This is a genomic window from Methylobacterium nigriterrae (assembly GCF_037106235.1).
In the GTDB taxonomy this organism is placed as follows: domain Bacteria; phylum Pseudomonadota; class Alphaproteobacteria; order Rhizobiales; family Beijerinckiaceae; genus Methylobacterium; species Methylobacterium nigriterrae.
This window is the reverse complement of sequence record NZ_JBAWTG010000129.1, coordinates 1-12987: the sequence shown is the minus strand read 5'-3', so window position 1 is coordinate 12987 and position 12987 is coordinate 1. Positions and strand designations below refer to the sequence as shown.

The window sequence follows — 12987 nt, the reverse complement described above, 5'->3', positions numbered from 1 at the left end:
TGCAAAAGCCGGAAAGGACGAGCGTTCGTCCTCTTGGCCTCCATCCGCCTCATGACCCGAAAGCTCTGTCAGAAAACATCATGATGCCGGACAGACTCTAAGGCGGGGCGAGACGGACCAGCGTCGCGACCACCGGTCCGCCTCTAAACACGCGCCGATTGGAGCTCAGCGCCATGCCTCTCACCGTGATTCCGGGTGTCACAGCCGACGGCAAGCCCTTCGACCCCTTTGCCGACCTCGTCCGCAACCTCGTGCAGCTGCTGAAGGCCTCCGGCGAGGAGATCGTCGGGATCGGCCGGAGCGAGAGCGAGGCCTGGGTCGACTGGCGGCCCGCCCGCTCCCCGGACGCATTACCGATGCGCTCTTCCTTCGTCCGCGACCCATTCCTCCGGCGCGAGCTCGAGGATATCGCAGCGGCCGAGGAGACGGAGATCCCCATCCTCCTCGACGGCCAGGCTCTCGCCGCGCTCGTTACGCGCGAGGAGGCGAAGGCGGAGGGCGTCGTCTTCCTCGACGAGCGGCGCCGCTGCGGCTCCTAACTTCCGATTTTGGCTTATCCACAAACCACTTATGCTATTCCGGCCGGCGCCGGATCTCTGACGCCGTCCTTCCTTGTCGAGAGAACCTCGGACTGTGTATCGCGGAATAATTTGACCGTTCAGATGCCTGGCCGCTGAGGCTGAGATCCCGCCTTCGTCCGATCGAGGCGCCGATCGCACCGAAATCCGATCGGCCTCTCCGCGAAGTGATTCGGCGGCCTCACGCGCGCCGGAGCCGCCCTACCGGCTCGGGCACGGCCACGCCTCCGCCAAAACGGAGCGCACCAGAACGTCGGGCTTCTCCCCCTTCGGTGCGGGCCTCCTCGCCTGAAGCCGCGCACAAACCGCGTCTCTCATCTGCTCGGGTTGGGGTGTCCCCGGCGGGCAGAATGGGATGGAATCTGCCCCTAACCGGACCGATTGGCTGATCACGCGAGTGACGTAGGCCGTGCCCGTGATGAACTCGTCACTGTCGGGGGCGGCGGCACAAAAGCGCCGGAGGTCAGTTGCGTCAGCGATCTGGGCATAAGCTGTGCCCGGCATGCTGATGACGCCGCAGAGGAAAAGGACGCGCAGCATCAACCAGCCCTCCGCCTGCGCGGCCCAGCGGTCGCGCTCGGCCTTGAGGTCCTCGACACGCCGCTCCGCAGCCTCGTGCACCTCTTCGAGACGGCGAGCTCCGGCCTCCCGGACCTCCTCGGCGCGCTTGCGCTCGATCTCGAGCAAGGCCGTCTCGGAGCGGCCGAGGATTTCGGCGAGCTCGGGATAGGTCAGCAACCGGTCGGCCACGGCAAAGTCCTCGCGACCCGGCCGGGGGACGTTCGGGGGTCGACCGCCGGTCGCGTTCGGGGAACGACCATCGGTCGGCCGGGGAACGCGTACGGTGGGCGGTGATTCGGTAGCGGATCCTTAACGATCCGGCGTCCGATCGGAAAAACCTACAGCGCCTGCGGGCATGTTCAGCGCTTGGTGGCGTCCAACTCGGCGATGACGCCGTCGAGGTAATCGGCGATGCGATCAACGGCATCGGGATCAGGAGCCTCGACCGAGAAGCCGATCGGCTCGCCGACCTCATGGATCTGCCGTAGCGTGGCCTCAGCCATTAAGGCGGCTTCGCGCTCGGACGAGGCATTCAGGATGCGGCGCACAAGGTAGCTCGCAACCCGGATCCGATAGCGGCCCCTAGCCCCCATCCCTGCCCTGACATGCGAAAGCCGGCCGACGCGGCGAGCAAGCCATGCTCCCCCTCTCGCCGCGCCGACCGGCTCGATGCCCACCCAGTGAGCCCATGAGGCTCAACAGGACGGTACCCCCGGAGCCCGGCTTATGACGACGCTTCGGAGTGCGTACGACTGAAGGAGTGCGGTGGGCAGGGGTCGCCGACCGCGACAACGCCCGGAGACGCCTGCACCTCGCGGCCGGTGCCCGCCACCCTGGTCCGCTTCGCAGGGGACAGGATCATGCAGCGCCTCGGGGCGGAGGCCAGCAATCGCTCGAGCGCCTCGAGTGCCGCTAGGCACGGCTGTACGGTTTCCTCAGAGCGTTTTCCTGACAAGATTTCCTAGCACGCTTTCCTGACACGAAGAGCCCTGCTCGAAGCGCGCTAAGAGGCGGTCTTGCCGGCCGTCAAGAAAACGGTCGTTTTCCTTACATGGCGTTTTGTGCCGTTTGGAACGTTCCACTGGGGCAAGCCCTATTGGAACGCGGGTCCATCGCGACGCCCCAATCCCCGGCTTGCGGCGTGGTAGTCACGCCCCATCACTGTTATTGTCACGGAGAATTTACGCCCCTCTTGTCATTTCTGAATTTCCACGGTCCGATCGAGTCGTTCGCGCTTTCCGCGCCAGGATTTTATGAGCGTGCCGGCTCCCCTCTATGTCACTGACGTGAATGGTTGGCTGACCTACTACAACGAGGCCGCCGCCGTTCTGTGGGGCCGACGTCCTGAGATCGGCAAGGATCGGTGGTGCGGGTCTTGGCGCATCTACCAGCTCGATGGCACGCGCTTGCCTCACGACCAGTGCGGGATGGCGGTTGTTCTCACGGAGGGTCGAGCTGTCGGAGAGGCGCACGTCGTTTCGAGCGGCCAGACGGCACGCGGGTGTCGGTCGTGGCTCATCCGGCCCCGCTTCGGGATTCTTCAGGCGTGATCATCGGGGGTTCGAATTACATCCTCGACCTGGGCGAGGTACCTGCCCCACGCGCGCCCTCACCCACCTAACGGGACGAAGGTTCCTGACCACTCGGACCGGCCAGCGGCCCTGTCTCGGCCGTTTGAGGTTCAGAAGGCTCTGCCGCGGCTCGCAGTTGGGCTGCGGTTGTGCGGAGTTCACTGGCCTGGTCCCGGAGGGACTGAGCGACCGTTAGTTCTCCTGTCCCCTCGAAATGGGTGGCAGCGACATCAAGCTCGAAGGCAATAGTCTCATTGAGAGCGGCCGCCTGCAGCACCTCGCCGGCAGGGCGAGTGATGTCGCCCAAGTTGATCGGCGCGCTCGTGCTCTCAGTCCGTAGGACGAGAGCGAGGACGCGTTTCTTATATTCGCTCACACCCTACCCCATGGATGTAAGAGTTAGCGGTTGCCGCAGCCCGATTGGCGCGCCCGTTCCGGCAGCACCTCATCAGAGGAATGGTCGCGGAAGGTGGGATTTGCACACGGCTCCGAGGTCGAGGAAGAAAAGCGCCATCCGAGCGGGTCGACGGGACAACAGCGGTGCCGGTGACGTCCGTAAGCTATCGGCTCGCCGAGAGGTGGCGGGCGTCGATGACGTGGGTGATCCGCATCCCAGCTTCGCTGCCAGCGCACAGATGTCGGGGTTGCAAGCCGGATCGATTTCAGCTCGGCTTGCCTGGTCGCGGCAGGCGAACCGATCGGAGATGCTGGTGGGGGCCCTGTGCGACAATTGCCGCAGGATCATGCGGTTGCCCTCCCCACCCAGAACGCCCAGACTTATTCAATCATTTCCTTGAATGGTCTTCCATGAGGGCGGACGGTGTCAAGCGCGGGACCGAAACAGGCCATCTTCGCGAGCTTGGCCGAGATCGCGCAGGCGCTGGCGCATGCGCACCGGCTGGAACTGCTGGAGCACCTCGGCCAGGGCGAGCGCTGCGTGGAGGAACTGGCCGCGCGGGTGGGCCTCACGTTCGCCAATGCCTCACGACACCTGCAGATCCTGCGGCGGGCATCGCTGACGGCGACGCGTCGGGACGGCAAGCGGGTACTCTACCGCCTAGCTGGAGAGGGCGAGGTGGTGGCCCTACTGCAGGCGCTCGGACGCGTTGGCGAACGTAACGTGGCGGAGATCGAGCTGGTCATGGCCGCCTACTTTCGGGCGCGCGACACGATGGAGCCAATCTCGCGGAGGGAGTTGACCGAACGGCTAAGGGACGGGCTGGTGACCGTGCTCGACGTGCGCCCAGAACCGGAGTTCCGGTTGGGGCACTTGCCGAGTGCGCTCAACATCCCCTGGCCGGATTTGGAGCAGCGTCTCGGCGAGCTGCCTCAGGATCGCGAGGTCGTAGCCTACTGCCGAGGGCCTTATTGCGTGCTGTCGTTTGAGGCTGTCGCCGCCCTACGCGCACGCGGCTTCACGGTGCACCGGCTGGAGGACGGCTTCCCGGAGTGGAAGGCCGCTGGGCTTCCGGTTGAAGCGGCATAACCCTCTCGCAATTCTTGAGTTCTCGGAGGAGCAGTTCAAGCCGCCAAGGCGCTCTTCGCCTGATCGCGATCGTGGACGCTCCATAACGCCCATCCAGCGAGCGGCGCCGCGCCCCTGCTAAGTTCCGCTGAAGCAAGCCCTATTGGAACGCTGGTGCCTTCGGAGGGTGCCACCTCGGCTGCTTAGAGCCCGTCACTGCAGGTAAATGACGCTGTAGAGGGTGCGTTTCAGCTCCTCTTCCCAGAGCCAGATCCGGCCGTCATCGCAGCGCTCGCGAATGCCCACCCGCATCCGCGCGCAGTACTCACCCGTGTTGTCCTGCACGAGATACTGGCAGCGGCCCGCTGTCTTTCGCCGCCCGATGACGGTGCTCGAATGGTCGGCGGCAACGTCCGGGTCCTTCGGATCGCGCTCTTCCAGTACGTACCAGCTATAGCCGATAGCCGGAGCACGGCCATGATCGAGGGCGTAGTCGACCATGGCCAGCATGCGGTTGATGTCCTTGGCGCTCGGTGGCTGGCCCTCCTCCAGCATCTCCATGAACTCAAGCTGGTTCGCGGCTATCCGGGAGGAGACGGGCAGCAGTGGCACGGGCAGGGGTTTCCGCTGACACAGAGCCTCAACCTGCCTCAGCCACGCATCGTTGAAGGCGTCGGCCCGCCGGCTTCGGAGTTTGTCGACGGTGGTGCCCACCCGCCGAAAACATTGGTTCGGCGCGCGGACATGGCTGCTGTAGCGCAGGGCCGCGTAGTAGCTGGTGAAATGCGCGTAGCCCTCATGCGAGGGCAGATCGCGTTCCTCGCACAGGCCATCGAGGTTGTAGAGCAGCGCCGCCGCGTCCTCCTGGCCGCCCTCAAGCTTGTCGAAGTAGGGTTGCAGCCCGGGATTGTGCTCGGTGCTGATGTCCGCCGCGTTCCGGCTCCACGCGATGTCCGCCTGATAGGTTGGATGAGCCCGCAGATGAGCCTGCAGAGCCGGATTGGGAATGGCTGAGAGCTGGGCGGGATCGGCGAAGTAGAACTTAGTGGCGACATCGAGCGGTGAGACGGCGCGGCCGACGCGCTGAGAGATCATGTCGGCGGTGGCGTACGCAAAGCAGATGGCGCTCTCGCCTTGTCCGACCGGAATGTCTGCCGGCTTCGGCGAGATCAGGTTGCTGCCTGGAAGCCGATGGGTGCTGGGCGGCATGGTGATCTGCACCGCGCCACACTGAGCGTTCCGCGTGTAGCGAGGGCTTGCTGGCAAGATGCGCGGATCAAAACCTTGGCCCAACGAGGCCGACCCTGTCGTGAGTAACACGGCGAGGATAGCACCAGCAGCGTGGACCTTCCGCGAACGCGCTACCCGGTTGATCCCCCCATCCGTCATTCTTCAGTCCGCCCCTTATGCGGGACGATGTACCTGCTTGGCCTGAGCCTGTGTAGGCCAATCCCTATCTACGCCAGCGCGAGGCTCCATAACGCTCAACCTGCGAGCGGCGCCGTGACCCAGCCAAGGTCCGGTCGGCTGTCGGGTTCGGCGTTGCGGCCTGCGCCGCCTGTGCGATGAAGCGACCGATCCGAAGGATTACGTGAGAGCCGACATCCACTGCTCCGAAGCCGGTCGTGATGTGGGAGACCTCTTTGCGTGATCGCCTCGTGCCGGCGCTGGCGGTCGGGGCGAGCGGGCAACGCGCGGAATTGCGACGGGCCGGAGAGGGGCTGACTCGCGCGTTGCTGCTGCGATGGCCTGCTCGATGACCGGGACCGACAGCTGCGAGCACGCCTCCGTGTTGGGGCAGTGGCACTTCTGTCTCCAGGCGCGGCCATGGGCCTGAACGATGATGCAATCGCCGTTGACGAAAACCGTCACGGCCACCCCACACACTCGGCACGCGTCCTTGATGATGTCCATGCTCTACCCTTTTGGGCCAGCTGATGCCGGCCTTCTGGCGGGCCCCGATCTGCAACGCTCCTTGCACGCCGACCGGATCCGCGTCGGCTTGATAAGGGGAATGGGCAAGCGAGTCTGTCCGCCGCAGTACCAACCTAATGAGCTTTGCCGTCGGTGAGCGCCCCCCGGCTGCCGCCTACATCACCAAGCGCCTGTTTCCCCGTTCGCTCTCTCGCGGCTTACCAGTCCCGGCCGGGGGCGCACAGCATCCTCGTGCGCCCTGTGCGGCAGGCACCGGCCGCGCCCGTGTTCTCCCAAGGTTGCGGTGTTGCGGTCGGTGACCCCGTCTCCGGGCCGCTTGTTCCCATAATTCCACTTACGTGAAGGAAACCGGGCGCGTTATGCGAATTCCGCGGTTTCGCGCGTGGCCGCTCGCCATAGCTCGACCGCGACTTGCGGCCCTATTTGTGGATCCGCGTCCAGGATGCGCCAAGCATTTCTAGGGGAAAAATTCTGATTTTCTGTGAGTTTGTTTGTACGTTTTACGCTATTGATCAGCGATTTGCATACCGATACTTTCCGCCTACACATAGGTTATTCTGGTCGCCCAGCTTCGGAGGCAACGGCGATGTTACACGTAGGCCGCCCCCAGCTCCGCGACGTTCTGCTCTCCACTGAGCCGGTGGCTGCGCCACGGCATGCGCCCGCTGAGGCAGCGGCACGCTCAGTCCGCGCTCATGTCCGAGCGATCCTGCGAAAGCTTCCTTCACGCAAGCTGGACCGTCCGCAGCAGCACTCCTGACGCGCTTCGGACTTCGAGATGCCACTCGCCGGCGTCCTCCGGCAGTTCGCCCTGCGTGCGTAGCTCCTCGATAGCAGCCACCGCTTCAGCCTGCGCTTCCTCAACGTCCTCCGCCTCGGCCCCAATTGGATCCTCAATCGCCTCTTCGGGGCTGACCAGCCTGAAATGGAAGCGCTGCGGCATGACCCGCCCCCGTCCTGAGATCTGCAGGCCGAATGGCAGGGTACGAGAGGACGACCCTGCCTGCTTTTGCATCAAGCGAGCGTGTAGGCGCCGCTGTAAACGCCTTTTTCGGTAGCTCGCGGCATGGCCGTCTGGCGCAAAAGGATTAGCGGCTTACCTGCCCCATGAACCGCCGAAGCAGGCGCTGTGGCTGGGCCGAGCGGCTCCATAAGGCTCAATGTGCGAAGTCAGGTTCAGTCGGTGTAGAAACCCGCACCGATCAGCCCTGGCATTCCATCTATCGTCGTCGCCCTGACGTAGCTCCATTTCTCGGAAGGGTACCTCTGTCCAGGCTTGGGGAACATGTAATCAACCCAGCCCGACCCATCAGATCGAACAACCTCTATGAAGTCTTCGTGAAATGACTTACCGTCAGCATCCTTTTCCTTGAGCTGGTCTGTTCCTTCCCGTTGCGGGAACTCAACATTGAGCAGGACGCGTCCGTTCAGATCTGAGACAAACAGATAAACATCGTCGAACCGCCATTCACTGTTGCGCTTTCTGAATTCGGAAAACGCTGCCTTTCCTCGCGCCTCTACCAGGGCCGCAGCCTTGTTGACCATGGCCTCAATCCGAGCCGCTTGCCCCTCCCCGCCGGGAGGCTGCTGCAGGTCAGCAGAATTTGCTGCCGTCACCATGACGAATGCGATGCAGAGCGGAATGCACCTGAGCACATCACGCCGCACAACTGGCCACCAACGCCGTGTCTCCTGCGGCGGAGGGGTAACAGGCGCAGGCATAGGATCTGCGGCGGAGGGGCCGCGGCGAGCCTCGATGAGACGGTAGACGCGCTGCATCGCCACGTGAGTTGCTTCTGCCATCAGCCGGTGCCCCTCGCACGCACCGTCTTGGTGCAGCCGGCTCGTGCATTCCTCTGCTCTGCGGATCAGGCGGGCGCCTTCGGCAAGGTAAGCATCCAGCTCGCTGAGATCGGGCATCGGCGGGCTCCGCGATGATCGGCAGCTGCCCCCGACTATCTGGATCGCTGACACCCCCCGATTATTCCCGACCGGCCCCACACCCAGGGGAGGAGAAGGCGCGCCAGCACAGACTCAACCCGGCATCTCGGGGTAGCGGTTCGCAAGACGCTCCATAACGCCCAACCTGCGAGCGGCGCCGCCCGCCAAGAACGGAATATCCGCTGAGGCATGCCCTAACGGACAAGCTGAGATATGCGCGAGATGCATGCGCGTTTCAATGGCGTCTTGAGGTCGACCAAATCCTCGTTCCGTCTTGTCGGAGCGCCGACTTGGACGGGTTGTTGGTGGAGCGAGCCGGTCCAAACAGGCAAGCTATATGGGAACGATGCGCTCGACCACATAGCGGTAGTATCCGGGCAACCCACTTGATCTACCAAGTGGCAAATATTCTAATGCCCGTAGATCTCGCGGCCACGCGCATTTTCGAGCGCGGGCAAACGCATGTTGCTCGGTGAAAGTCGCGCCATGATGAAAGTCGATCCTGCTTTTTCCGTCCTGATCGGCCGGGTTTATGACTGCGCTCTCGACACATCTGGTTGGCCTAGCGTGCTCGCTGAGATCGCCGAAGTTGTTCAGGGCTATCTGGCGGAAATGGCCATCTACGATCCCATCGCAGGAAGCGTAAAATTCGCGGCCCACCATGGATATACCGAAGATCTGCTTACGCTCACGCACTCGATCATGCACCTCAATCCGATGACGCCACTTGGGCTGGTTCACCCGCTCCTTGAACCAGCGTGTATGAGCCGGGAACAGTACGCAACTGTCGAATCGCTGCGCGCAAGCCTCTACTGGCGCAAGGGCTGGGCTGATCGCGATCATGACGATCACATGAGCGTTCCCCTGACCCGAAGTGCGACCGAATTCGGCACGTGGGGGATCTCCACCACAAGGACACGTGGTCCTTTCAGCGATGAGGACATCGAGTTTGCCCGCCTCATCTCACCTCACCTGAGGCGGTCTGTCCTGATCTCAGGCATCCTCGGGCACCAGCAGGTCGAGACCCAGACGCTGCGCAGCGCGCTTGACGCGCTTTCCGCGGCCGCTCTCATCCTCGCTCCCGACGGACGCATCGTGTTCCAGAACGCTCAGGCGCAGGCCGAACTCGCACGAGCCAGTATGCTGCGCGAGAGCCAAGGACGCCTTGTGGGGGTCACGGCGGATGGCATGCGGCTCGTGGCCGGCATTCAGGCACGCAACGGCAGCCAGGGGCGGGACATGCGCATTGAAGATGCTGCTGGACGGGTTCTCCACGCCTCGTGGGTTGTCTTGGACAAGATCAGCGAAGCGGTGGGCGAGCCGCTCCTGCTTCTGCTCCGCGAGCCCGAGCAGGAGTTGGTGACACCGCTCTCGTCGGCAGCCACCCTATTTCGACTAACCTCCGGTGAACTGCAGGTTCTCGCACAGTTGCTCAATGGTCGAACTTTGGCAGAAACGGCCGAGATCCTGGGCGTCGCGCGCTCGACCGTGAAAACTCACCTCGACGCGCTCTTTCGAAAAACGGATACCAAGCGGCAGGCGGATCTGTTGCGTGTCGTGATCGGGCTTGGCTCACCCATCAAAGCCGACCGGAGATGACGGCACCTTTGAACCCTCAGGATCCTGCTGGTCTTCTGGTCGGCACAGAAAATTTTGGATGCCGCCTCCACTAAATGGGGGAGGCCAGTCAGAAACGCTTCGCCTAGTCTCGCGCCTGCTGCAGTAGCCTGCACGGCTCGGAGACTTGATCCATGAACACTGCATCGCATCCTGCGCTTCGGCGCAATCTGACTTTATGCGCCGCGGCCCTTGCTGTTGCCGCAGCTGCGTTCTGGGCCACCATGTTGATTGCGCCGCCAATCAGTGAGGCTCTGACCAGCATGCCGGCAGAAGCAACTCCCGCTGTGACTATATGCGAAGTTCTACCTACTGGTGACGTGGTAAACTGTTCAATACAAAACTGATTAGATGAGCAACGTTCTGCTGTTGAGGCAGTTTGTTGCAATGAAATATTCCATGTAACCAGAGTTTCCAATGCAGATCGCGCGTCGCGCTGAGATGTCGGCAGCCTATCGCCACCTTGCCTTCGGCATCTGTCCTTACCGGTTCGTTCGGAGGCCCATCCCATGCGGAAGATCAGCCTTTTCGCCCTCGCCTTAGCCTTGGCTGCAGGTTCATTCTGGTCGGCGATCCTGACGGACCCGCCCCAATCCCATGCGGCCACCGCCCCAGTTGCCCAGGCACCGGAGTTGGGGGCTGCAGACCACTGCGTCGCCTTTGGCGTCTGCCCGTAGCCGCTCCCTTCGATGCTTGAGGGACTTGCTCGTGTGCTCGTCTGGCTCGGCGCCGGCGAGATCCTGATGCGTGTGACCGAGATGCCAATCCCGGCACCCGTCATCGGCCTCGTGCTTTTGTATGCCGACCTGCTCTACCACAAGCGCCTGCCTGACGAGCTTGGGGCTTTGGCTGACCGAGTTCTCAGCTTCCTCGGCATGCTGTTCGTGCCAGCCGGCGTCGGCGTGATCGCGTACTCGGACGTGCGTTGGTGCCCATTGCTGCGGCCGTTGTCGGCGGAACGCTGGTCACCATCCTCGCTACTGCTGTTGCCGCCGCATCCGTGAGCCGGCGAGCCGAGAAGGGCCGTCAACAGGTGGGACCTGAACTGACCGCAACAGAGCCAGCCGATGTCTCTGCTTGACCACATTCCTTGGGCGACGCTCTCCGAACAGCCAGTCCTCGAGGTCGGCCTGACGGTGATGGCCTTCCTGGCGGCCGTGCGCATCGCGCGGCTAGGCGGCAATCACCCGCTGCTCAACCCGACGCTGATCGCGATCCTGCTCGTTGCCTTCACCATCAAGGCCACGGGCGTGCCCTACGCCACCTACCTGCGCGGGGCTGGCTTCGTCTCATTCCTGCTCGGGCCAGCCGTCGTGCTCCTGGCTGTGCCGCTCTACCGTCAGACGCGGCTGATCCGCGCCTCTAGCCGGCTGATTGTCGTGGCGCTTGCTGTCGGGCTGCCGGCCGGGGTCCTGAGTGCTGTTGGGATAGCGTGGTGCTTAGGGGCAAGCACGCCAACGCTGCTGTCGCTAGCCCCAAAGTCGGTCACAGCCGGGATCGCCGTGGGCATTTCGGAAGCCATCGGCGGTGTGCCGGCTCTGACGGCTGTTCTGGTCATCAGCACGGGCATCACTGGGGCGATCTTGGGGCCGTGGCTGGCCCGCCTTCTTCGGCTGCGGGATGATCGTGTGACGGGCTTGGCCATCGGCATTGCCTCACACGGGATCGGCACGGCCCGAGCGCTTCAGATGAGCGAGGCTGCGGGTGCCTTTGCCGGCTTGGGCATGGGGCTAAACGGCGTCCTGACGGCCGTTCTGCTGCCCCTCTTGGTTCATCTGCTCCCTGCAGGATATCACGCCCTAACCATTGCCTAAGTTCTGTAAGAACGTATTACTTAGTACAGTTATTTATTGCACAAAAATGAATTAAAGTATTGATTGTGTGGAGAATCTAAGTACAGTCCTGCTTAAACTCAAATCAGGAGCTGCGAGATGCGCACGATAAGTTTATCCGCCGCAGCCTTCGTGCTGGCCGCCGGCGCGTTCTGGGCAATCATGCTGACCGAGCCGCCCCAGTCAAAAGCGGCCGTTCATCCATCGCTCAACATCCAGGAACTCACGCTGAAGGCGAACCCCGTCGCGAGTCAGCCCTACGACGCCTTCTAGCCATTCCGCTCCACCATACCTGATCGCCGCCCGCGGGAGGCCGTGCTCGCACGCCCGCGCGCAGGCTTCCTCAGTCCCAGAGCGGCATCCGCTCGGGTGTGCCGTGAAGTATGTCGACGAGTGGGTGCGTATTGAGGGAGCCGCCACATGCCTTCAGCACTGCCCATCGATTTGCGTGAGCGCGTGGTCGCCGCCGTCCTGGACGGCGCATCCTGCCATCAGGCGGCCCGCCGCTTTGGGGTGAGTGCAGCCACCGCCAGTCGTTGGCGGGGGCAGTTTGTGCGAGAGGGGCGCATCGATCCGAAGGCGCAAGGCGGGGATCGGCGGTCGCACCGCATCGAGGCCCATGCCGAGCTGATCCTGTCGCTCGACGAGCAGCAGCCTGGGATCTTCCTGTGGGAGTTGCGCGCCGCGTTGGCCAAGCGCGGTGTCAAGGTCGCCCAGAGCAGCCTGTCCCGCTTCTTCCAACGCCGCGGCATCGCACGCAAAAAGCCGTCCTCCGTTGAGGCTGAGATCCACTTACCATTCTGAGCGGTCGTTCAAGGCAAGGCGCGGCGGTCCAATAGAGCTTGCCCCAGTGGACCGTTCCAGAGCCGTTCCGCATGTGTCGGGTCCGAGGCTTTGGAACGCGACCGGCGAGCCACCTTAGACGTGAGTGGAACAGAACGGACTTGCCAGCCACGTTTTCTCAGGCTCGCGCACTCAGTCGCGGATCGGGCAATTGCCCCGTCCAAAAACGACGGTTTTCGCGACCATGGGTGAGCCTAACTGCATCCCGAGGTACCAAGCTTCGCGCACGGCAGCGCTCCATAACGCCCAAACTGCGATTGTCCGCTTTGGAGATGCCGCCGGGGTGGGCTGAACGGCGGGAATGGGCGCAAATCTGACGGTCTGCTTTCTGGCGACTGGTCAACTATCGTTCGTGATGCACAGCGGAACTTTAGAGCCGCAGATCCAGCAGTGCTACGTGAGACGTACAATGCATCAAACCCATACTTCTCGCCCTTGCGGATGAAATCTGAGATGCGGAAGGGCTGTGTCTGCGGAGCTACCGCCATGCCTCACCCGCTCATCGACCTCGCCCCGGATGTGCGCGCGGCCCTCGACGCCGGCGTCCCCGTCGTGGCGCTCGAATCCACGATCATCACCCACGGCATGCCCTATCCTCAGAACGTCGCCACCGCGCGTGACGTGGAGGCCGTGGTGTGCGCGAA

At 63.3% G+C, this 12987-nt stretch carries 12 protein-coding genes and 1 pseudogene; 8 read left to right on the top strand and 5 right to left on the bottom strand.

Translation table 11 applies throughout. The annotated features are described in order from the left end of the window. The first annotated feature begins 173 nt into the window (after nt 1-173). Nucleotides 174-539, top strand: coding sequence for a hypothetical protein (locus tag WDW90_RS30510; protein WP_336491264.1), 366 nt, complete (start codon nt 174-176; stop codon nt 537-539). Between the two features lie 240 nt (nt 540-779). Here WDW90_RS30510 and WDW90_RS30505 read toward each other — a convergent pair whose 3' ends face one another. Together WDW90_RS30505 and WDW90_RS30500 are read right to left on the bottom strand one after the other, a co-directional pair. Beyond that, nucleotides 780-1265 carry a Rap1a/Tai family immunity protein gene (locus WDW90_RS30505; protein WP_336491262.1) on the bottom strand — a complete coding sequence of 162 codons (486 nt, stop codon included), beginning with the start codon at nt 1263-1265 and terminating at the stop codon, nt 780-782. 233 nt (nt 1266-1498) lie between these two features. Further along, on the bottom strand, nt 1499-1687 hold the full coding sequence (locus WDW90_RS30500; protein ID WP_336491261.1) for a hypothetical protein: 189 nt from the start codon (nt 1685-1687) through the stop codon (nt 1499-1501). 1843 nt (nt 1688-3530) lie between these two features. Here WDW90_RS30500 and WDW90_RS30495 point away from each other — a divergent pair. After that, nucleotides 3531-4196: an ArsR/SmtB family transcription factor gene (locus WDW90_RS30495; RefSeq protein WP_336491260.1), complete on the top strand. Its 666-nt coding sequence runs from the start codon at nt 3531-3533 to the stop codon at nt 4194-4196. A 192-nt stretch (nt 4197-4388) separates the two neighbouring features. Here WDW90_RS30495 and WDW90_RS30490 read toward each other — a convergent pair whose 3' ends face one another. The 3 genes from WDW90_RS30490 to WDW90_RS30480 all read right to left on the bottom strand — a co-directional run bounded on the left by WDW90_RS30490 (nt 4389) and on the right by WDW90_RS30480 (nt 8030). Then, entirely contained in the window at nt 4389-5396 is a 1008-nt protein-coding gene (locus WDW90_RS30490) for a hypothetical protein (protein ID WP_336491259.1), read from the bottom strand. Nucleotides 5397-6834: 1438 nt separating this feature from the next. Continuing rightward, nucleotides 6835-7053 (bottom strand): DUF6894 family protein, encoded by a 219-nt coding sequence (locus WDW90_RS30485; protein WP_336491258.1) that lies wholly within the window; start codon nt 7051-7053, stop codon nt 6835-6837. 233 nt (nt 7054-7286) lie between these two features. Continuing rightward, complete coding sequence (locus WDW90_RS30480; protein ID WP_336491256.1) at nt 7287-8030, bottom strand: cache domain-containing protein; 744 nt, start codon at nt 8028-8030, stop codon at nt 7287-7289. Between the two features lie 507 nt (nt 8031-8537). Between WDW90_RS30480 and WDW90_RS30475 the strand changes: the two genes are divergently transcribed. The 6 genes and pseudogenes from WDW90_RS30475 to WDW90_RS30450 all read left to right on the top strand — a co-directional run. Beyond that, nucleotides 8538-9650, top strand: a complete 1113-nt coding sequence (locus WDW90_RS30475) for a helix-turn-helix transcriptional regulator (RefSeq protein ID WP_336491255.1) — start codon at nt 8538-8540, stop codon at nt 9648-9650. A 728-nt stretch (nt 9651-10378) separates the two neighbouring features. Beyond that, a complete protein-coding gene (locus WDW90_RS30470) occupies nt 10379-10672 on the top strand; it encodes a CidA/LrgA family protein (protein ID WP_336491254.1) in 294 nt (97 codons plus the stop codon). Between the two features lie 63 nt (nt 10673-10735). Continuing rightward, complete coding sequence (locus WDW90_RS30465) at nt 10736-11482, top strand: LrgB family protein (RefSeq protein ID WP_336491252.1); 747 nt, start codon at nt 10736-10738, stop codon at nt 11480-11482. Between the two features lie 117 nt (nt 11483-11599). Next, a complete protein-coding gene (locus WDW90_RS30460) occupies nt 11600-11773 on the top strand; it encodes a hypothetical protein (RefSeq protein ID WP_336491250.1) in 174 nt (57 codons plus the stop codon). A 147-nt stretch (nt 11774-11920) separates the two neighbouring features. Next, nucleotides 11921-12286: pseudogene (locus WDW90_RS30455) on the top strand (helix-turn-helix domain-containing protein); the annotation flags it as partial. A 543-nt stretch (nt 12287-12829) separates the two neighbouring features. Next, the coding region (locus tag WDW90_RS30450; protein ID WP_336491266.1) for a pseudouridine-5'-phosphate glycosidase at nt 12830-12987 on the top strand (158 nt) is incomplete at its 3' end.